Origin of the sequence: Pandoraea pneumonica, assembly GCF_902459645.1 — a bacterium.
GTDB classification, from domain to species: domain Bacteria; phylum Pseudomonadota; class Gammaproteobacteria; order Burkholderiales; family Burkholderiaceae; genus Pandoraea; species Pandoraea pneumonica.
Genome location: NZ_CABPSK010000003.1, coordinates 485,370 through 506,366, shown reverse-complemented (window position 1 = coordinate 506,366; position 20,997 = coordinate 485,370). Strand labels below are relative to the sequence as shown.

Below are 20,997 nucleotides of genomic sequence, written 5' to 3'. Positions count from 1 at the left end.
CCCTCCATGGCCGAAAAAGACCTCACCCTCGGGCCCATCGGCAAGACGCTCTTCTGGTTCTCGCTGCCGGTGCTCGGCAGCAACGTGCTTCAGTCGCTCAACGCGTCGATCAACGCGATGTGGATCGGCCACTATCTCGGCGAGTCGGCCCTCACGGCGGCGTCGAACGCCAACATCCTGCTGTTCTTCTTGTTGGGCGTCGTGTTCGGCATCAGCATGGCCAACACCATTCTCATCGGCCAGTCGATCGGCGCGAAGAACCATGTGCTCACGCAGCGCATCGTCGGCACGAGCGCCACGTTCTTCGTGCTGATGTCCATGGCGGTGGCCGTGTTCGGCTACATCTTCACGCCGGAGCTATTGAACGCGCTCGGCACGCCGTCCGACGCCCGCGCATTTGCCATTGCCTATCTGCGCATCATCTTCGTGGCGCTGCCGGTGATGTACTTCTACAACTTCGTGATGATGGCGCTGCGCGGCGCAGGCGATGCGCGCACGCCGTTCCGTTTCATGCTGCTCTCGGTCGGGCTCGACGTCGTTCTCAACCCGTTGCTGATCTTCGGCTGGGGGCCGATCCCGCCGTTTGGCATCGCAGGGTCTGCCGGTGCCACGCTCATCGCTCAGACGGTGAGCCTCGCGGCGCTGCTCTACACGCTCTATCGCCGCCGCGATCCGCTGTGGCTCACCCGCGAGAACTGGGGATACTTGCGCATCGACCTGGGGCTGCTGCGGTTGATTGTGGTCAAAGGGCTCCCGATGGGACTCCAGATGGTGGTGATCTCGTCGTCGGCCATGGTGATGATGGGCTTCGTCAACGGCTATGGATCGCAGACGACAGCGGCCTATGGGGTGGCGTCGCAGCTTTGGACCTACGTGCAGATGCCTGCGCTCGCGATCGGTGCGGGGGTGTCGTCGATGACCGCGCAGAACGTCGGCGCAGGGCTGTGGGATCGCGTTTCGCGCATCGGGCGCGTGGGCGTGGGGCTGAATTTCGTAATGACCGGCACGCTGGTGGTGGCCATCTTGCTCTTCAACCGTCAGTTCATGAACGCGTTTCTGCCGGGCGACGGTTATGCCATTTCCGTGGCACAACATATCAACGCGATCGTGGCGTGGTCGTTCGTGCTGTTCGGCGTGACGATCGTGTTATTCGGTGTGGTGCGGGCGACTGGGGCGGTGACGGCACCGCTGGTGATTCTGTTCGTCTCGCAATGGGTGATTCGGCTGCCATTTGCGTGGCAGATGCAAAAGACGTGGGGCGCAGAGGCGATTTGGTGGAGTTTCCCGCTGGGGTTTGCCGTCTCGCTCGTGATGGCCCTCGCTTACTACAAGTGGGGGAATTGGCGCGGCGTTCGTATGCTGCCGCGCGCTACGCCGCCAGCGGTTGCACCGCTGGAAGATGCGGCCGGTGCGGCGGCGGGACCGCCCGCGACGCCATTGCCGCCGGTCAGTGGCTTGCCTAAATTGCCTGAACGTGACGCTGACGGGGGCGATGCCCGCGATTGATGTTTCGGGCGGTGTTTATCCCGTGACATCGGTAGCGCTTGAGCCGATCCATGGCAACGCCGCTTCGACCATCGCAGTTCGCAGCCATGCCAACAATGCCTGCGTGGCGGGATTCGCCGAGAACGCGTCCCGCGCGAGCGCGACATACGCCGAGCCGTCGCGAACAAAGCCGTGGGGCGCGATGAGACGCGCGTCGCGCAGTTCGTCACCGACCATGTACACCGATCCGATGGCGGCACCCAAGCCTGCGCTAGCGGCCTGCAAGCTCAAGTAAAAATGCTCGAAGGGCGGTGGCGTACCGGCCCGTGCGGCGTACCTTCCGTGGGGCAACGCCTGCCCGTCGGCTTTCATCGCCCGTTGCCAGTCGTGCCAAGCCTGTGGGCGGGTACGGGTGTGCAGCAGCGTCGGGTGCGGCGCATCGAACGCCGTCGGTAACCCCACCGGGCCGATCCACTCGTCGGCGAGCGGCTCGGCCACCAGCGTATGTCCCCAGAAGAAATCGTTGCGGCGGATGGCCACATCCACACCCGCACTCGCCAGATCGATCGGGCCGCCCGCCGAGTGCAGGTGCAACGCGATGTCGGGATGCGCTTGCGCAAACGCGCCAAGGCGTGGAATTAGCCAACGCATTGCCAGCGTCGGCTCGCACGAGACCACCAGCGTGCGCGAGGCGGCGACCGGGCGCAGGCTCGCCACCGTCTGCGTCAATTGTTCGAACATCTGCCGTGTCGTGGCATGAAGGCGCTCGCCCGCCGGGGTTAGAAATACCGCTCGGTTGCGACGCTCGAAAAGCGGCAGGCCGAGCGCGTCTTCGAGAGTGCGGATCTGACGGCTGATTGCGCCATGCGTCACGAATAGCCGTTCCGCCGCGCGGGCGAAGCTCAACTCGGTGGCGGCAACGTCGAACACTTGCAGCGCGTTCAAGGGCAGAGAGCGGTTCATGGGTGAGAAATTATCACGTATCGATGTGCGAAAGGATCGTTTTTCACGCGACCCGATGATCGGCAGAATGACGCCGGAATGAATCTCGATGACGCAGCCACGGGGGCTGCGTCCGAGTCGAATCCGTGAGTTCTCATCATGCAAGAGTTGATTGCCGTCATGACCATCACCGTGCTGGCGGTCATCAGCCCGGGGGCGGACTTCGCCATGGTCACGCGCGCGAGTTGGCAGCATGGCCGCCGTGCCGGGCTATGGGCTGCGCTGGGCATTGCCGCCGGGGTACAGGTGCACGTCTTCTACACGCTCGTGGGCGTTGGGCTCCTGATGACGCGCTTACCGTGGCTGTTTTCTGTCGTGAAATGGGGCGGGGCGCTGTATCTCATCTACGTCGGCTGGCGCACGCTGCGAGACCGATCGCCCGTTGCCGACGCCACGCAGGAAGGCGAGGGCGTCGAGGCAACGCCGGGCGGCCCGGCTTCGGATGCGGGCTCGCACGTACAGCGTTCGCAACGCTCCCAACGGTCACAACGTTCGCAGCGTTCGCAATGGCAGGCGTTTCGCACCGGTTTTTTCACCAATACGTTGAATCCCAAGACAACGCTGTTCGTCGTGAGCACGTTCACGCAGGTGGTGCACGCAGGCACGAGCTGGAAGGTCGGGGTGGCCTACGGCGCGTTTATGTCGCTGGCGCACTGGGGCTGGTTCAGTCTGGTCGCGCTGGGCTTTTCGGCGGGCTGGATGCGCGCGGCCATGGTTCGTCGACAGCACGCCGTGCGCCGGACCATCGGCGGCACGTTGATGGCATTGGGCGGATTGCTGGCGTTTGCCAATCGCTGAAAGGGGCGGAAATCGAAAAATTGCCTCTCAAATTCCCTCGTTTCTCTTATCAGTCACAAATCGTCACAATTTTGTGACCCGGCTGGAGCGACTGCGGTGCGGACGATTGACGTGATGTGAGCGCCTGCTTCGAAGGTTTTGCCGATGCGCCTTTGGTCAATCGGCAAATGAACGGGTAAAATTGCGCGTTCAGCGCACGCTGGCTGCGGCCGGCACGCGCGTTACACGCTACCCCACTGCCGATGGAATTCCTGCCAAATACGGTTTCCCGCATGATTTCCCACCGTGCCCTGCGTCTGGCGCTTGCCGGAATGCTCAGTGTCTGCGCGTTGGTGTCGGGCGCAGCGCATGCTTTCTCGTTCGACGACGTGGCCAAACAGGCCCGCACGCTCGCGAATAGCCGCTACAAGCCGACGGATCAGAATCTGCCGAAAGACCTTCAGAATCTGACGTACGACCGCTATCGCAGCATCCGCTTCAAGCCCGAGAAGGCGCTGTGGCGCGCGCAGAAGCTGCCGTTCGAGCTGATGTTTTTCCACGAAGGTTCGTATTACGACCGTCCGGTGAAGATCAACGAGTTGATCGGTAACAGCGTGCGCGAAGTGCGCTACACCCCCGATCAGTTCGATTTCGGCGCGGTGAAGGTCGATCCGAAGCAATTGCGCGGGCTCGGTTATGCCGGTTTTCGCATTCACTACGCGGTCAACACGCCCAAGTACAAAGATGAGGTGATGGTCTTCCTCGGCGCGAGCTATTTCCGCGCGCTGGGTAAGAATCAGACCTATGGCCTGTCGGCACGCGGGCTGGCGCTCGATACGGCGCTCAATTCCGGCGAGGAATTCCCGCGCTTCACCGAGTTCTGGATTCAGCGCCCGGCCGCAGGCGCCAAGGACCTGACGATCTTCGCGCTGCTCGACTCGCCCCGTGCGACGGGCGCGTATCGCTTCACGCTGCGCCCCGGTGTCGACACCACGGTGGACGTGAAGGCCGAACTATTCCTGCGTGAGAACGTGACCAAGCTGGGCCTCGCACCGCTCACGAGCATGTATTTCTTCGGCGAGAACCAACAGCCGCCGGCGCCCGACTATCGCCCGGAAGTGCACGACTCCGATGGCCTGTCGATTCAGTCGGGCACGGGGGAATGGATCTGGCGTCCGCTGGTCAATCCGAAGCGTTTGCTGGTGTCGTCGTTCTCGCTCTCGAATCCGGCCGGTTTCGGCCTTTTGCAGCGCGATCGCGATTTCAGCAGCTATCAGGATCTCGAAGATCACTATGAGCTGCGCCCGAGCGCCTGGGTCGAGCCCAAGGGCAAGTGGGGGCAGGGTCGCGTGGAACTGGTGCAGATTCCAACGCCCGATGAAACGAACGATAATGTCGTCGCGTATTGGGTGCCGGATGCGCCGCCCAAGCCCAAGCAGCCTTATTCGTTCGAATACAAGCTGTCTTGGCAAAAGGATAATGACAAGCGCCCGCCGATGGCGTGGGTAACGCAAAGCCGGCGGGGGCATGGCTACCGGGGAAAACCAGACGACAGTCTGTTGTTCGCGCTCGATTTCGAGGGGCCGGCGTTCAAGAAACTGCCGGACGACGCTAAGGTCGAAGGCAATGTGACGACCGACGGCAACGGTAAGATCCTTGAAGTGCAGACGCAGCGCAATGACGTCACGGGAGGCTACCGCGTCATGCTTCGCATGCGCCGCCTCGATTCCGAGAAACCCGTCGAAATGCGCGCTTATCTGCGCAACGGCAGCAATACCCTATCCGAAACGTGGAGCTACCTGTTACCCCCCGAGTGAGCGACCGCTCCGATATTCCGGTCGACGAGTTGTACGTCGACCGGCTGCCTTTGCCCGCCGAGAAGCGCCGCGCACTGCTGGCTCAAGCCCAGCGTGACGGCGGCGATTCGCTCGACGTGCTCACCCGTATCCAACGTCTGCTCACCGCCCGCATCGCGAACGGTGAGGGCGCCGATCGCCTGCCCGCTGACGATGCGCTGTCGTCGAACGAGGGCGAGCCGGGTCTCGAGCGTGCTGTTGAGCAAAGCGAAGCCGCCAATTCACCCAATGCACCCGTCCAGGACGTGACCGGCGGCGAGGCTGCGGCCACGCCAGCAGGTGTGCGTTCGCCTGTCGCCACGGCGGCATGGCATGCCCCCGATATCGCCGAAATCGAATCCGACAGCGACGCTGTGCTGGCGTCGCAACCCGCACGCCTTGCCTTGACCGAAGGCGGGTCGTTGGCGGCGGCGGCTGGTTTGAACGAAGTGCGAGGTGTCGAGACGTTGCGCATTGCGCCGCCGGTACGCCGCACGTCGCTCGTACCGCGTCCGTGGTCGCTCAATCCGCTCAAGCGGTTGTGGCGGGCCATCACTGGCCGCAAAGATCCCGATCCGCTGGTGCGCGACGCTCCCGATCCCAAAGGCCGATGGTCGCAGGCAGGGCGCCGCCGTCGCTGGACGCTGCTTGCGCTGATGATTGCGCAGACGGCACTCGCCACGCATTTCATGGCGTCGGTGTTGCCGTATCACGGTGCCGATCCGCTGGAATTTTCCGTGCTCGCGCTCTTCGTGCTGCTGTTCGGCTGGGTGTCGGCGGGCTTCTGGACCGCCATCTTCGGTTTCTTCGTCTTGCTGGTCGGTGGCGAGCGCCACATGATCTCGAAGATGGCCGCAGGCGACGCGCCGATCGAAGCCGATGCGCGCACCGCGATCGTGATGCCGATCTGTAACGAGGACGTGGGGCGCGTGTTTGCGGGCCTGCGCGCCACGTATGAGTCGCTGGCGAAGACCGATTCGCTCGAGCGCTTCGACTTCTTCATCCTGTCGGACTCGAACGAAGCGGATAACTGCACGGCCGAAGTCGACGCGTGGCAGGCGCTGTGCCGCGAGGTCGGTGGCTTCGGGCGAATCTTTTATCGCCGGCGTCAGCGCCGCGTGAAGCGCAAGAGCGGCAACCTCGACGATTTCTGCCGCCGCTGGGGCAGCGATTACCGCTACATGATCGTGCTCGACGCCGATAGTGTGATGAGCGGCGAATGTCTGACCAAGCTGGTGCGCATGATGGAAGCGCACCCGAGCGCCGGGCTGATTCAGACCGCGCCGTTGGCTGCCGGTCGCGAGACGTTCTACGCGCGGTTGCAGCAGTTTGCCGGGCGCGTGTACGGGCCGTTGTTCACCGCAGGGCTGCATTACTGGCAACTGGGTGAATCGCACTATTGGGGCCACAACGCGATTATTCGTCTCAAGCCTTTCATGGAGCATTGCGCGCTGGCGCCATTGCCAGGAAACGGCGCGTTGTCGGGTGCGATTCTCTCGCACGACTTCGTCGAAGCGGCGCTCATGCGCCGGGCGGGCTGGGGCGTGTGGATTGCTTACGACCTGCCGGGCAGCTACGAAGAAATGCCGCCTAACCTGCTCGATGAGCTCAAGCGCGATCGTCGTTGGTGTCAGGGCAACCTGATGAACTTCCGCCTGTTTTTGGCCGAAGGGATGCATCCGGTGCACCGCGCGGTGTTCGTGACGGGGGCGATGGCGTATGTGTCGGCGCCGCTGTGGTTTGCGTTCCTGATTCTCTCGACGTGTTTGCTCGCCAAGCACACGCTGGTGGTGCCCGAATACTTCACGGCGCCGCGTCAGTTGTTCCCGGTTTGGCCGGAGTGGCATCCGGAGCGCGCGGTCGCGTTGTTCTCCGCGACGGCGACGTTGCTCTTCTTGCCGAAGATTTTGGCGGTGCTGCTGATCTGGGTAAAGGGCGCGAAGCGTTTCGGAGGCTGGTTTGCCGTCACGGTGAGCATGCTGATCGAACTGGTGTTCTCGGCGGTGCTCGCGCCGGTGCGTATGTTGTTCCACACGCAGTTCGTGTTGGCGGCGCTGACCGGTATCGCGATTCAGTGGAAGTCGCCGCCGCGTGAAGATGCGGAGACGCATTGGGGCGAGGCGATTCGCCGCCATGGTTTGCAGACGATCATCGGCGTGGGTTGGGGCGCATTGGTCTACTGGCTCAACCCGGACTTCATTTGGTGGCTCATGCCGATCGTCGGCTCGATGATGATCTCGATTCCGGTGTCGGTGTTCTCCAGTCGGGTGTCGCTGGGGCGCGGGTTGAAGAAGGCGCGCTTGTTCTTGATTCCCGAAGAATCGTGGCCGCCGAAAGAGCTGCGCATGACGGAGAAGTACACCGACGAAGCGCGCTCGCATGTGAACTTCGTGGATGCGGTGGTCGATCCGATGGCGAACGCGCTGGTGGCCGCGAGTGTGACGCCGACGCACGACGATCCGAAGCACGACACGATTCGTGCGGGGCGCGTCGAGGCGGCGTTGCTCAAGGGCCCGGCCAAGCTGACGAACACGCAAAAGTGGGAGTTGCTCAACGATCCGCGCGGGCTGGCGGCGTTGCACCTGCTGGTGTGGACCGACCCGCGCGCGCATCGCGACTGGCGCGACGCGCGGGCTAATGGGCTGTCGCAGGGGTTTTTGGCGTCGGCTTGATGGATGAGTGGCGGCGGGCGCAGACATTCGCGTCTGCCGTCTGAGTCGATGGCTGATGACGAAAGGCCGAGTCCTGTTGGTAGAGGACTCGGCCTTTTTGTTTTTGCAGTGCGCCCTGAGTGATGGCGGCCAGCCGTGTCGTTTCGACAAGGCTCACGCGCGGCTAACTAAGCCCGTGTTGGCTCAGCGTGACGGCAGGAAATCGCGCGGATTGAACGGCGTGCCCTTCTGGCGGACTTCGAAGTGCAGCTTGACGGTGCCGTGCGAGTCGGTGTCGCCCATCTCGGCAATCTTCTGCCCCTTGGTAACCGCTGCCCCTTCCTTGACCAGAATGGCGCGATTGTGAGCGTACGCGGTCAGATAGCCGTTATCGTGCTGCACCATCACCAGATTTCCATAGCCGCGCAAGCCGCTGCCCGCGTACACGACCTTGCCAGCGGCGGCTGCGTAGACCGGATCGCCCGACTTGCCACCGATGTCGACCCCCTTGTTGCTGCTGCCGTTGTAGTTCGAAAGCACCGGGCCGTCGGCGGGCCAGACCATCGGAATTTTGTTGGTCGCCGTGCGCGGTGCAGCCGGTGCCGGGGCGGCCTTAGGCGCCGTCTGTGCCTTCGGGCGCGGTTTTGCGGCACTGCCTGACGACGCGCCGCTCGACGCCGTAGGGGGCGGTGCGCTTGCCGATCCGGCTGGCGGCACCACACGCAGCACTTGGCCGACCTCGATCTTGTCGGGATCGGTCAGGCCGTTCCAGCGCACCAAATCGGCCGTACTGGCGTTGTTGGCTCGGGCAATGCCATAGAGGGTGTCGCCGGACGCCACACGGTAACTGCCGGCGGGCACCGGCCCATAGGTGGGCGAGCCTGCACAGGCGGCTAATGTGGCGCACACGGCAAGACTGACGGCGTGAGCGCGCCAGCGCGTGAGCCAATTCGAAAAAAGGCGGGGTGTGCGGGAAGTGCGGGACGACGCAAGCGGTCGCGTCGGCACTTCAGATTGCGATCGGATCGATCGCACGAGATGTTTAGGCTCCATCCGTTGGCAGGTTATGGGCCCAGAGGCGGTCGCGAGGCACAGCAGCAAAGGCTGAGCGGGGTGGCCGAATGTTGCCTGAAGATCATTTCTGGCAGCACGAAATACGGGTCCGAGTGCGCAGCGACGGCATGAGCACGGTGCAAAACGCCCATTGTACGGGCAGCGAGACCCTGTCAGATACCTGAACAGTGCGCAAATTCCCCGCTATTTGCGGGAAACTGTTACTTAATTTGCGGCATTTTCCTAGTTGACAAGCATGCAGTTGCCACGTATAAAACCAATTGCAGATTGTCAAGCCGCGAAGTTGTTGTCCGACGTAGTTTTCCTGCTTCTCGCTGGTTTCTAGTCCTTCATTTTCCCTTGATTGTCAGCGCTGGAGGGGTCATTTCGACCCCAGGCTATTGTTTTATTAGGAAAAAACATGGAAACCGGTATTGTTAAGTGGTTCAACGACGCTAAGGGCTTCGGCTTCATCACCCCGGACGCCGGCGGTGAAGACCTGTTCGCTCACTTCTCGGAAGTGAAGGTTGACGGCTTCAAGTCGCTGCAAGAGAACCAACGCGTGTCGTTCGAGGTCAAGACTGGCCCGAAGGGCAAGCAAGCCGCGAACATCAAGCCGATCTAATCGCGCTTAATTCGCCTTCGTGAGCGCCCCCGGTAACGGGGTGTGCAGCGAAATGACAGGCCCGATGACGAAAGTCATCGGGCCTGTTTATTTTTCCGAACCGATTTTTCAATCGCACCATCCGCCTCGCCGCCGTACGCCGCGCGAGGATAGCCGGCGAAACGTGCAGGACGTGCACGCGAACGATGCCACCGCAGCGGTTCGACGCTACAATGCCTGGTCGTCATATGTGAAGCATTTTTCCGAGGCAATCATGAGCCTGCAAACCTGGTGGCTGTACGTGGTCACCGTATTCTTCGTCTCGGCTACGCCAGGTCCGAACATGCTGCTCGTCATGACGCACGGCGCGCGTCACGGACTGCGTCCGGCCGCCGGTACGATGGCCGGTTGCATGACTGCGCTGATCGCCATGATGTCGGTCTCGGCGGCGGGTCTGGGGGCGGTGCTCAAGGCATGGCCGATGGTGTTCGACACCCTGCGCTACGTCGGCGCCGCCTACCTGATTTACCTGGGATACAAGAGCTGGCGCTCGCCGGTCGATACCACCAGCGCGGCCAGCTTCGGCGGCCCGGCGTCGGTGGAAGATTCCAGCTTCGGGAAGCTGTTCAAGTCCGGCTTCTTGGTGGCCGCGAGTAACCCGAAAGCCATTCTGTTCGCCGCAGCGTTTTTGCCGCAGTTCATCGATCCGGCTGCCGCGAAACTGCCGCAATTCTCGATTTTGCTCGGCACGTTCGCCGTTATCGAGATGAGCTGGTATTTGGTGTACGCCACGGGCGGCTTGCGCATCGCGCCGTATCTGCGTGAAGCCCGCGTACTCAAGGCATTCAACCGGATTAGCGGCGGCGTGTTCATGGGCTTTGGCGCGTTGATGGCCGCCGTGCATCGCTAAGCCGATTCGGCTGGCATGCTTCGGCAACAACGCGATTGAGCAAGTAGGGGCGCTTCCGGGTGCCAAAGTGCGGTGTGCGGGTACGGGGAGAAGTATGCCCGCAGGCGAATGCACTCAATATTTCCGGGTGACGGCCGTTATCACGGGATGTCACGTGATGCCACGTGATATGCCGTGGAGTGCGTCTGACGGCCTTCGGGCCGAGACGCCCGGCCAGTCGCCAGAGGCTTAATTCGTACGGCTTGCGCGGTCGTATCGGGGACAAATAGAAGATCAGGTATGGAAACGACAGAACCGCAGGTGACGCCGGCGCCCACGGACGACGAGTCCCAACTGCACGACTCGTATCGCATCAGCAATCCGCTGGAAATTGGAGGGGTGCTGCGCCATCTGGCCACGCGTGGCGACTTCATGACGGTGTACTTCGCCAACGGGCAGCGTCAGCTTGTCACGCGGCTGCTCAAGGTCGAGCCGCAAGCGCGCGGCTTCTACTTCGACTGGGGTGGCGTCGAGACGGAAAACCGCGCGTTGCTCGCCAACAAGCGTGCGCTCTTCGTCGGTGTGCCCGAGGGCATTCAGGTGCACTTCCCGATCGGTGACATCGAAGAGCGCGAGTTCGAAGGCTATCCCGCGTTCTATGCGTCGTATCCGGAATCGCTTGTGCGCTTGCAGCGCCGCGATTATTTCCGTGTGAAGACGCCGATCCTCGATCCGTACCAATGCACGGTCAAATTCCCGGAAGATGCGCCGCTGCGCCTGAACGTGTTCGACCTGTCGCTCGGTGGCCTGGGCTTGCGCACGCGCGCTGAAGTGGCCGCTGACATTCCGAAGGGCTCGATGCTCATGCATGCCGAGGTCGAGCTACGCGACTACGGTACGGTGCAAGTCGATCTCGAAGTGTGCAATCTGCGCACGGTGCCGTTGCCCAAGGATGTGGAGTACCACATCGGATGCCGTTACATCGCGCTCTCGCGCACTGCCGAGTCGCGTCTGCAAAAGCTGATCACCCAGCTCGAACTCAACCGCAAGGCGTTTGCACGCGGCTGAGTCGTCAAGGCGAGGCCCGGTCTGCGGCCTCGCCAGTATCATTCCCCGTTTTGATCGGTGTCCGTCGCGCTTGCCGCTGAACGGCTGCTTCGGTGCGTACTTTGTCGGTGCCTGCTACGTCGGTGCGTGAATACGTAGCGCCGGAATCGCATGCAACAACCGCAGCAAATCGCCTTGCCGTCGGCATCCGGTCTTGTCGAAGACGTGCCGCAACTGCGTGCGTGCGGTGTTGATGGCCACGTTGGCCTCTTGTGCGTATTGCGTCAATTCGGTGCCTTCGGCCAACGCCAGCGCCAGACGGGCCTCGGCTGGCGATAGCCCGAAAAGCACCTTGAGCGTGTAAGGGCTCAGCGTGACCCGCCGGTCCAACTCCCCGATGGTGAGCATCGCCATCGGGCGTTGCCAAGGCGCCGCACACGCGTGCGACTCGCGCAGCGGTAACGCCGTCACCACCCAATGCCGTTGATTCTCGCCATGCAGCCGATGACTGCCCGCCACCGGCATGCGCGCGGTGGCCTGCTCGATCAGCCGCCGCAGCGCACGTTCATCGCTCGGCAGTAACGCTCCGAACTTTCCGCTGCGAATGGCGACGTTGCGCGTCGAGCCCAGCAACTGATGGGCCGCTGCGTTCAGGTAGTGGGTGTGCGCCGTGTCGTCGGTGATGATGACGGCCAGCTCCAACTGATCGAGCACCGCCATCCCCATCGACGCCTGCGCCTGCAAATGCCGTGTCCCCGCGCGCAGGTGTGCCGCGCGAGCCAGATGGCGCGTCAGGATTTCGAGTTCGGGGTCGGCGTCCGCTTCTTCGAAGGGCACGTGATCGGGCGAGCGGAGAATGGCCAGCAACTCGCTGGTACCGTCGGCACCTTCGAGATGCAGGCCGTACGTATAGCGCACGCCATTGGGAATCAGGAATTCGTTGAACAGTTCGCTGCGCGCGACGTAGCGGTCGCTCAGGTGGTGATGGCAACGCATCGCGTGCCCGACCGGCTGGCGCAGCATCAGGCTCACGCGCGGGTCGGACGGCGCAAGCTTCTCCAGAAATTCGCGGATGACCGCCGGTGACGCTTCTAGCGAGTTGGAGTCGCGTGTGGCGCAGTGGCGGGCGCGGTCCCACGTGACCGAGTGGAATCCCATGCCGCCAGCCCACTGGTTGAAACCGCGCAACGCCTCGTCCCAGCGAGCTTCGTCGAGCACCCCGTCATAGCAGGTGCCGATCAGCGCATCGAGCGCGAACTTCCCCGTATTGTCCACTTTGGGACTCCCCTGGACGCCTGGCGGCATCCATCACGCATGTTGCCCCCGCAACCTGTGCCTGCCTCGAACGGGATTTGGCACTTATGAAGCGTAGTTTGGCGGGGGACATGGCGGGCATCAATCGGGCATCCCCTGCCCGTTGTTGCACCGCCACATATTCGGGAATCTACTGGGTACGGGGGTCAGGCCGCGTCGGGCGCCTCGCCCCGGGCTTCGCGCACGCCGTCTGGGTACACGCGCACGAGCACGATACGCGGGCCCTGCATCTTCTTGACCACGACAGAGAACCCGTCGAAGTCGATCTTCTGGCCTTCGCGGGGCAGGTACGCGAGGGTGTCCATGATCAGGCCACCCACCGACTCGGCATGTTCGCTCGGAATGTTCAGGCCAAGCGCGCGCTCGAGCGTCAGGATCGGCAAGCTGCCGCGCCCGATGAGCGTGCCGTCTTCCATGCGTGTCCAGTCGTCTTCGGTCTGACGGAATTCGTCGCGAATCTTGCCGACCAGCGCAGAGAGCAGGTTGTCGAGCGTGAGGAAGCCGATCGGCTTCTGGTCAGGCCAGCCCACGATGGCAAAGTGCGGGGCCCCGCGGCGAAAACGTTGGAACAGTTCACGCGCGGGCATGTCCGGTTTCACACGCTCGACCGGGCGCGTCATGCTGCCTAGGTCTTCGATCGACTGGCCGTGGTGTTCGGCCAGGAACAGATCTTTCAGGTGAATCACGCCCAGCACGGTCTCGCCGTCTTTATCGAAGAACGGATAACGGCTGTAACGATGGCGATACGCGGTGTCCATGTTCTCGGTGAACGTGGCGCTGCGGCGAAACGCCGCCACTTCGCTCATCGGGCGCATCAGGTCGGACACGGTCAGGTCGCTGAAATCGATGGCATAGGCCACCACGTTCCAGTCGTCGCGCGAGAGCTTCTCGCTGGCCGCGCCGCCGCGCACGATCAACTTGATTTCATCGGCCGAGTAATGCGCTTCGGCGCCGTGCGACGGGTCGAGGCCCGTCCAGCGCAGCAAGCGGTTGGCGCTGTGGTTGAGCACCCAGATGGCCGGGTACATCAGCCAGTAAAAGCCGTAGAGCGGTGCGGCTGTCCACACCGAGACGGCTTCGGGCATGCGCAGTGCCATCGACTTCGGCGCGAGTTCGCCCACGACGATGTGCAGATACGAGATCGTGAAGAACGCGATGAAGAACGCCAACGCGTGAATCAGTTCGGGGGACGAGACGCCCACTGCGGCGAACAGCGGCGTGAGCACGCGCGCAAACGCTGGCTCGCCGATCCAGCCCAAGCCGAGCGAGGCGAGGGTGATGCCGAGCTGACAGGCCGAGAGGTAAGTATCGAGTTGGCCGTGAACCTTGGCCAGGATACGACCGCGCCAACCGCGTTGGCGGGCAATGATGTGAACGCGCGTCTGGCGCAGTTTGACGAGGCCGAATTCCGCCGCCACGAAGAAGCCGTTAAGAAACACCAGCAGGATCGCAGCGACGATCAGTAAGAAGTTTTCCAAAATATCTGAGATGGGACGACAGGCCCGACAGTATAAGTGACATTTGTCATGGACAATAAATCTGCGCGAAGTTCCTGTGTTTTGCCGGGGAATTCTGCGCGATTCAAGGGGCTTTCACGGCGGATGCGAGCAAGTGGCTACGCGGTGCGAGCGGGCCGTTGTGACGTCGATGGCGCGGGCTCAGCGCCGGTCGATGGCTCGCCAGCCCGGCATGGCAAACGCGTCGACGAGGAAGTCGATCAGCGCGCGCACTTTGGCGCTCAGATACTTGCGCGTGGGATAGACCGCGTAGATGCCGGTCTCTCCCTGCGTGTACTCGGGCAGAAATTCGACGAGGCGCCCGTCGCGTAACGCATCTTGCACAAGGAACGACGGTTGCAGAATGACCCCGGCATCGGCCTCGGCGGCGGCCAGACAGGTATCGCCGTTGTCGGCAATGAGCCGGGCATGCGTGCGAACGGACACCGGGCCGTCTGGGCCGTCGAAGCGCCACTCCCGGCGATGCGAGAAGTAGCTATAGCCGACCGTCTCGTGATGCGCCAATTCGCTCGGATGCTGCGGCGTGCCGTGCTGCGCGAGGTACCCGGGCGACGCACAGAGCACCATGCGCGTACCGGCCAGCCGCCGATGCACGAGCGACGAGTCGGGCAAACGCGTAATGCGGATGGCGAGGTCGTAGCCTTCTTCGACGATGTCGATCAGCCGGTCGCTTAGCGTGATATCGAGCGAGACCTGGGGATGACGCGCGAGAAACGTCGGCCACAGCGGCGCGAGATGCAGAACGCCGAAGGTGTGCGGTGCGTTGATGCGCAGCGGCCCAGCGGGTTGCCCATCTTGCTCGCCCGCCATGGCGTCGGCTTCGTCGAGTTCGGAGAGGATCTGGCGGCAGCGCTCGACATAGCGCTGGCCGGGCTCGGTGAGCGAGAGGCGGCGCGTCGTACGTTGCAGCAGTCGCGTGCCCAGCCGGGCTTCGAGATCGGCCACATACCGCGAAATGGCGGTCTTCGAGATGCCGAGGGCAGCCGCGGCCTTCACGAAGCTGCCCGATTCGACGACGGCGATGAAACACTCGATCTCGCGCAGTTTATTCATGCCGCGGTGTGGCTCCTAAATGTCGATTTTGCGCACTATTGTGCCAGTGCCGCGACCTCTGCGAGTGACGGTGCGGCATTGCCGAAGGCGAACGCATCCATGCGCAGCGCGCCGTAGGTAGCTCCAGTATCGAAGTGCGTTTGCTTGGCGGCGTCGTCAGCCGCACCCAGCGCCACGTAGAGCGGCAGCAGGTGTTCGTCGGTCGGATGGGCGCGTTCGGCGTGCGGCGCGCGGGCGCGATAGTCGAACAGTGCGTCCAGATCCATGGTGGCCAGATGTTCGGTGAACCACGCGACGAATTCCGCCAGATACGGCGCTTCTGCCCGGTCTTCGGAGGGCGCACGAAAGACTTCATGCAAGTTGTGCGTGAAGCTGCCGGACGCCACGACAAGCACACCCTCGCGCGCGAGCGGGGCGAGTAATTGACCGACGCGATAGTGATACTCGGGACGCATCTGACGTTGCAGCGACAGTTGCGTCACCGGCACGTCGGCATCGGGAAAGAGATAGCGCAGCGGCACCCACGCGCCGTGATCGAGACCCCATTGGTCGTCGGTCGCGGCGGGCAGCCCGGCGTCGCGCAGGATTTGCACCGTGCGCTCGGCGAGCGCGGGCGCGCCGGGCGCGGGATATTGCAGGCCGTAGAGTTCGCGTGGAAAACCGCCGAAATCGTGAATCGTGCGCTGCTGCGCAAGATTGCCCACGCGCGGGGTCGGGGTGGACCAATGCGGGGAAATCACGAGAATTTCACGCGGACGCGGTACCGCCCGCCCCAGCGCCGTCAACAACGGGCCGGTGCGGCCCGGTTCGAGCGCGAGCAGTGGCGAACCGTGGGAGACGAACAGCGAGGGCAGGGCAGACATGACGATTTCTCCAGTGAGCGTATTGCAGATCAGGCAGATCAGGCCGATCAGGCTTTAGGGGCACGGCCAGCCGAGCGGACCGACCAAGCGCCATCACCCAACAACGCTACGACGAGCAGCGCCACCAGCCAGAACGCCGGGAATTCCCAGCCACCGCCCTTGTTGGCGAACATCCAGCCGTTGTGACCGTGCACGCTCACGATGGTGCCGAGCATCAGCACGGCCAGCGGCAGCGCGGCCCAGCGCGCATAGAAGCCGGTAATCAGCATCAGGCCGCCGACGAGTTCGACTGCCATCGTGACATAGGCCAGGAATGGCGGCAGACCAAGCGAGCCGAAAAACCCGACGAAGCCGGGGATCGTGAAGACGAAAACCTTCAGCGACAAGTGGGCGAGGAACAGGATGCCCAGCGAGACACGCAGCAATAGGGCGGCGTACGGGGCGGTTTTGGTATCGATCATGACGGGCTCCAGCAAAGGAATCGGGGGTTGTCGAATGCAACGTTTGGCTTGCCAGCACAACAGTGTGCTGACCTAACCCCGATTCTAGGGAGCGTGATCGTCCAGATAAACGAGCGCGCCCGGGATTGATTATCCCCTTCATCGGGACAATCGCCGGGCGCGTGGGTGATGTCGGCTAGCGGGTAAGGCGAAGGCCGGGGCGGCGGATCGGGTGGCGGATCAGGCGGGGGATCAGGCGGCCGGGCGCATCAGCCGGTCGATCAACTCGATCCAGTGCTGTACCGGCGCGTGGTCGCGCGAGTGTTCGCCCTTGGCGGTGGCCTGCAAATGGCAGATGCAGCCCACGTTGCTCGACACCACCAGTTCCGGGTCGAGGGCATCGAGCGACTTCCACTTGGCGTCGCGCAACTGGTGCGAGAGCGTCGGTTGCGTGACCGAATAGGTGCCCGCCGAGCCGCAGCAAATGTGGCTGTCCTGCGGCAGCATCACGTTCACGCCCACCTGCGCGAGCAGCTTCTCCACCACGCCCTTGAGTTGCTGGCCATGTTGCAGCGTACAAGGCGGGTGATAGGCGATCTTGCCCGTCTTGCGGTTCGGCATGCGACGCTGCAATGCCTCCACGTTGTCGAGCAGCACTTCCGACAAATCGCGCGCCATCTCCGAGACGCGCTGGGCCTTGCCCGCGTATTGCGCGTCGTGGCGCAGCAGGTGGCCGTATTCCTTGATGGTCGCGCCGCAGCCCGACGCGTTGATCACGATGGCTTCGGCACCGGCTTCGATCTCGGGCCACCAGGCGTCGATGTTGCGGCGTGCGTCGTCGAGTCCGTCGTCGTGATAGTTCAGGTGCAGTCGAATCGCGCCACAACAGCCCGCCGACGACGGACGCACCATCTCGATACCGAGCGCATCGAGCACCCGTGCGGTGGCTTTGTTGACGTTCGGCAGCATGGCCGGTTGCACGCACCCTTCGAGCATGAGCATGCGGCGCGCGTGCTTGCCTTGCGGCCAACTGCCCGAGCGCTGGCGATGCGGTACTTTTTCGCGCAACGTTCTAGGCAAGAGCGTACGGAATTGCTGGCCCAAGCGCAGGGCCGGGGAGAACAGCGCACGATTGGGCAGCACGTGGGCGAGGGTCCAGCGCAGGGCGCGCTCACCGGCGGGGCGTCCAACTTTGGCATCGACGTGGCGGCGGCCGATCTCGGCCAGACGTCCGTATTGCACGCCCGACGGGCAGGTCGATTCGCAACTGCGGCACGTGAGGCAACGGTCCAGATGGCGCTGCGTTTCACGCGTGACGGGCTGGCCTTCGACCATCTGCTTGATCAGATAGATGCGCCCACGCGGGCCGTCGAGTTCGTCGCCGAGCAACTGATACGTCGGACACGTGGCGGTGCAAAAGCCGCAATGGACGCATTTGCGAAGAATGGCTTCGGCTTCGTCGCCGTCCGGCGTGTGGCGGAGGAATTCTGCGAGGTTCGTTTGCATCGTCTTCTTTAGCGGTACAGCCGGTGGCGGTTGAAGATTCGGCTCGGATCGAAAGCTTGCTGCAAGCGCTCGCCGATGGCTTGTAATGGGGCCGGCTGTGCGGTGAACACACCGGCCGACTTGTCGCCGTGGCGGAACAGCGTAGCATGCCCGCCTGTCGCTGCGGCAATGGCGCGCACTTCCGAGGCGCTGCGCGGCGTAATCCACCACCGTTGGGCACCGCCCCATTCGATCAATTGCTCATCGCCATGCGTGAGCGGCGGTGTCGTCGAAGGCACCGACAAACGCCACAACGCTTGCCCCTCGCCATGCACCGGCGAGCGCGCGAAGAACGGGTGCGTTTGCTCGCGCAAGGCTTGCCAAAAGTGTTGCGCTTCGATCGCGTCGATATGCTCGCCGCCCATCGTGTGCCGTGCGGCGTCGATCGCGGCGGCGGCACCCCCGAGACGCACCGTCAAGAGGCCGTCGAGCCATGCCGAGCCCATCAGCGGCAGCGGCTGGCCGCCCCACTGGTTCAACTGTTCGATGGCCTGCGCCTGCGGCATCTCGTAGCGCAGCGTGGCTTCGGCGACCGGTTGCGGCAGCACCTTGATCGAGAGTTCGAGCAGCACGCCAAGCGTGCCGAGCGCGCCGGCAAGCACGCGCGAAACGTCGTAACCGGCGACATTCTTCATGACCTGTCCGCCGAAGTGCAAGACCTGACCTTGGCCGTTCATGACAACCGCGCCGAGCACAAAGTCGCGCGGGGCACCGACGTGCGGGCGGCGCGGGCCAGCGAGCCCCGCCGCAATGCAGCCGCCGAGCGTCGCGCCCGGGCCGAAATGCGGCGGCTCGAACGGCAGAATTTGTCCCTTTTCGGCGAGCACCGCTTCGATCTCGGCAAGCGGTGTACCGGCGCGCGCGGTGATGACGAGTTCTGCCGGGTCGTACGACACAATGCCCGCGTAGGCGCGCATGTCGAGCGGCTCGCCCGAGGGCGTTTCGCCGTACCAGCGCTTGGTGTTGCCACCGTGGATATCGAGCGGCGTGCCTGCGGCGGTGGCCGCGACGACGCGCGATCGGATGCTGTCGAGCACTTGCGCGGCGTGCGCTGCGCAGGCCGCGTCTTGCGTATGCGGTGCGAGGGAAAGGGTAGGGGCCTGCGACATCAGAACCTCGGCAAATCGGGGTGCGGCAACAGGCCGTTACGCACGTGCATCTTGCCGTACTCGGCGCAACGCGCGCGGGTGGGAATGGCCTTGTCGGCGTTGAGCAGTCCGGCGGGATCGAAGGCGCGCTTGATCGCGAAGAACGCGTCGCGCTCCTCGGGCGAGAACTGCACGCACATGGAGTTGATTTTCTCGATGCCCACGCCATGCTCGCCGGTGACGGTGCCGCCCAGCTCGACGCACGCTTCGAGAATGTCGCTGCCGAACGCTTCAGCGCGGTGCCACTCGTCGAGGTCGTTGCCGTTGAAGAGAATCAGCGGGTGCATATTGCCGTCGCCCGCATGAAAGACGTTGATGCAGCGCAGGCCGTATTGCGCTTCCATCGCTTCGATACGCTTGAGCAGCGTGCCGATCGTGCGGCGTGGAATCGTGCCGTCCATGCAGTAGTAGTCGGGAGAAATGCGCCCGGCGGCCGGGAAAGCATTTTTGCGTCCCGACCAGAAACGCAGGCGCTCCGCTTCGGAGGTCGACACCTGAATGCGCGTCGCGCCCGAGGCCCGCAGCACGGCCGACACACGTGCGATTTCTTCGGCCACTTCTTCGGCGGTGCCGTCGGATTCGCTCAGCAGAATGGCCGCGGCGTTCAGGTCGTAACCCGCATGCACGAACTCTTCGACGGCCTGCGTCGCGGGCTTGTCCATCATTTCGAGGCCCGCTGGAATGATGCCTGCCGCGATGATGGCGGCCACCGCGTTGCCGCCGCTCTCCACGTCGTCGAAGCTCGCCATGATGACCTGTGCCACTTGCGGCTTGGGCACGAGCTTGACGGTGATCTCGGTCACGACGCAGAACATCCCCTCGCTGCCGATGAACACGGAGAGCAAGTCGAGGCCCGGCGAATCGAGCGCGTGCGAGCCGAATTCGACGACATCGCCATCCATCGTCACGGCGCGTACGCGCAACACGTTGTGCACAGTCAGGCCGTATTTCAGGCAATGCACGCCGCCTGAGTTTTCGGACACATTGCCGCCGATCGTGCACGCGATTTGCGACGACGGGTCGGGGGCGTAGTACAGACCGTAAGGGGCCGCCGCTTCCGACACGGCCAAGTTGCGCACGCCGGGCTGCACGGTGGCTGTGCGCGCGTACGCGTCGACTTCGAGAATGCGTTTGAATTTCGCCAGCGACAGCACGATGCCGTCGGTAATCGGCATGGCACCGCCCGACAAGCCCGTGCCCGCGCCACGTGGCACGACCGGGACGCGATGTTCACGGCACGCCCGCAAGATGCGGCAGACCTGATCTTCGTCAGAGGGCAGGACCACGGCGAGCGGCAGACGGCGGTAGGCCGCGAGCCCGTCGCACTCATAAGGCGTGATCTGTTCGCGCTCGGTCAGCCACAACGCTTCCGGGACGGCGGCTTGCAGGGCAGCGAGCCGGGCGGCCCGCTCTTGTTCGTCGACTTGCGGAAAAACCGGCTCGGTCTCAGGCGCGCGTTGGGCGGCGCTGTTGGCCGCCGTCGACAGGCCAGCGCCGGTCAGTGGCGGGCTGAGCGTCATGCTGCTGGAGGCGTCGCCCGGCGTCGGGCTGCGCGTGGGGTGCGGATTCGATGCCATGGGCGTCTCGCGCTCGAAGGGTCGTTGACGTATATTATGAGTGATCTGGTCTACTGGTAGACTGGTCGACCAGTTGTCGGATGACGTCATCCTAAAGGGAATGCTCTCATTTCGACCACAGGGTTAACCCTTGGTTTGAACGTAATTCCTAACCGATTCCGAAGGGCGGCAGACGGTAGCGGCGTGGGTGTGCCCCG

The 20,997-nt window shown here is 63.5% G+C and carries 17 protein-coding genes; 7 read left to right on the top strand and 10 right to left on the bottom strand.

Annotated features, from left to right (window positions below; translation table 11 throughout):
• Window positions 1-6: 6 nt before the first annotated feature.
• Window positions 7-1,506 carry an MATE family efflux transporter gene (locus PPN31114_RS17855; RefSeq protein ID WP_150680835.1) on the top strand — a complete coding sequence of 500 codons (1,500 nt, stop codon included), beginning with the start codon at window positions 7-9 and terminating at the stop codon, window positions 1,504-1,506.
• 15 nt (window positions 1,507-1,521) lie between these two features.
• On the opposite strand, the gene PPN31114_RS17850 is transcribed toward PPN31114_RS17855, so the two are convergent.
• Window positions 1,522-2,448, bottom strand: a complete 927-nt coding sequence (locus PPN31114_RS17850) for a LysR family transcriptional regulator (protein ID WP_150680834.1) — start codon at window positions 2,446-2,448, stop codon at window positions 1,522-1,524.
• 138 nt (window positions 2,449-2,586) lie between these two features.
• Here PPN31114_RS17850 and PPN31114_RS17845 point away from each other — a divergent pair, with 138 nt between their 5' ends.
• The 3 genes from PPN31114_RS17845 to mdoH all read left to right on the top strand — a co-directional run bounded on the left by PPN31114_RS17845 (window position 2,587) and on the right by mdoH (window position 7,771).
• Window positions 2,587-3,285, top strand: a complete 699-nt coding sequence (locus PPN31114_RS17845) for a LysE family translocator (RefSeq protein ID WP_150680833.1) — start codon at window positions 2,587-2,589, stop codon at window positions 3,283-3,285.
• Window positions 3,286-3,557: 272 nt separating this feature from the next.
• Complete coding sequence (locus tag PPN31114_RS17840; protein ID WP_150680832.1) at window positions 3,558-5,081, top strand: glucan biosynthesis protein G; 1,524 nt, start codon at window positions 3,558-3,560, stop codon at window positions 5,079-5,081.
• Between the two features lie 137 nt (window positions 5,082-5,218).
• On the top strand, window positions 5,219-7,771 hold the full coding sequence (gene mdoH / locus PPN31114_RS17835) for a glucans biosynthesis glucosyltransferase MdoH (protein WP_425325286.1): 2,553 nt from the start codon (window positions 5,219-5,221) through the stop codon (window positions 7,769-7,771).
• 183 nt (window positions 7,772-7,954) lie between these two features.
• Here mdoH and PPN31114_RS17830 read toward each other — a convergent pair whose 3' ends face one another.
• A complete protein-coding gene (locus tag PPN31114_RS17830) occupies window positions 7,955-8,659 on the bottom strand; it encodes a peptidoglycan DD-metalloendopeptidase family protein (protein WP_246182619.1) in 705 nt (234 codons plus the stop codon).
• Between the two features lie 565 nt (window positions 8,660-9,224).
• On the opposite strand from PPN31114_RS17830, the gene PPN31114_RS17825 reads away from it, so the two are divergent.
• The 3 genes from PPN31114_RS17825 (at window position 9,225) to PPN31114_RS17815 (ending at window position 11,364) form a co-directional block, all read left to right on the top strand.
• A complete protein-coding gene (locus PPN31114_RS17825) occupies window positions 9,225-9,428 on the top strand; it encodes a cold-shock protein (protein ID WP_010805153.1) in 204 nt (67 codons plus the stop codon).
• Between the two features lie 253 nt (window positions 9,429-9,681).
• Window positions 9,682-10,317 carry a LysE family translocator gene (locus tag PPN31114_RS17820; RefSeq protein WP_150680830.1) on the top strand — a complete coding sequence of 212 codons (636 nt, stop codon included), beginning with the start codon at window positions 9,682-9,684 and terminating at the stop codon, window positions 10,315-10,317.
• Between the two features lie 279 nt (window positions 10,318-10,596).
• The gene (locus PPN31114_RS17815; RefSeq protein ID WP_150680829.1) at window positions 10,597-11,364 is read left to right on the top strand and encodes a flagellar brake protein; all 768 of its coding nucleotides are present in this window, start codon (window positions 10,597-10,599) and stop codon (window positions 11,362-11,364) included.
• Between the two features lie 114 nt (window positions 11,365-11,478).
• Here the strand turns inward: PPN31114_RS17815 and PPN31114_RS17810 are convergent, their stop codons facing one another.
• From PPN31114_RS17810 to PPN31114_RS17775, 8 genes are all read right to left on the bottom strand, one after another.
• The gene (locus PPN31114_RS17810) at window positions 11,479-12,618 is read right to left on the bottom strand and encodes a PAS domain-containing protein (protein ID WP_150680828.1); all 1,140 of its coding nucleotides are present in this window, start codon (window positions 12,616-12,618) and stop codon (window positions 11,479-11,481) included.
• A gap of 185 nt (window positions 12,619-12,803) precedes the next feature.
• Window positions 12,804-14,135: a hemolysin family protein gene (locus tag PPN31114_RS17805; protein ID WP_150680827.1), complete on the bottom strand. Its 1,332-nt coding sequence runs from the start codon at window positions 14,133-14,135 to the stop codon at window positions 12,804-12,806.
• 180 nt (window positions 14,136-14,315) lie between these two features.
• Entirely contained in the window at window positions 14,316-15,227 is a 912-nt protein-coding gene (locus PPN31114_RS17800) for a LysR family transcriptional regulator (protein ID WP_150680826.1), read from the bottom strand.
• A 35-nt stretch (window positions 15,228-15,262) separates the two neighbouring features.
• Window positions 15,263-16,090 carry a dioxygenase family protein gene (locus tag PPN31114_RS17795; RefSeq protein ID WP_150680825.1) on the bottom strand — a complete coding sequence of 276 codons (828 nt, stop codon included), beginning with the start codon at window positions 16,088-16,090 and terminating at the stop codon, window positions 15,263-15,265.
• A 47-nt stretch (window positions 16,091-16,137) separates the two neighbouring features.
• Window positions 16,138-16,551 (bottom strand): DoxX family protein, encoded by a 414-nt coding sequence (locus PPN31114_RS17790; RefSeq protein WP_150680824.1) that lies wholly within the window; start codon window positions 16,549-16,551, stop codon window positions 16,138-16,140.
• Between the two features lie 231 nt (window positions 16,552-16,782).
• Window positions 16,783-18,036, bottom strand: coding sequence for a glycolate oxidase subunit GlcF (glcF, locus tag PPN31114_RS17785; protein ID WP_150680823.1), 1,254 nt, complete (start codon window positions 18,034-18,036; stop codon window positions 16,783-16,785).
• A gap of 8 nt (window positions 18,037-18,044) precedes the next feature.
• Entirely contained in the window at window positions 18,045-19,184 is a 1,140-nt protein-coding gene (glcE, locus tag PPN31114_RS17780; RefSeq protein WP_150680822.1) for a glycolate oxidase subunit GlcE, read from the bottom strand.
• Entirely contained in the window at window positions 19,184-20,800 is a 1,617-nt protein-coding gene (locus PPN31114_RS17775) for an FAD-linked oxidase C-terminal domain-containing protein (RefSeq protein WP_246182618.1), read from the bottom strand. The genes glcE and PPN31114_RS17775 overlap by 1 nt, the downstream gene beginning before the upstream one ends.
• Window positions 20,801-20,997: the final 197 nt, after the last annotated feature.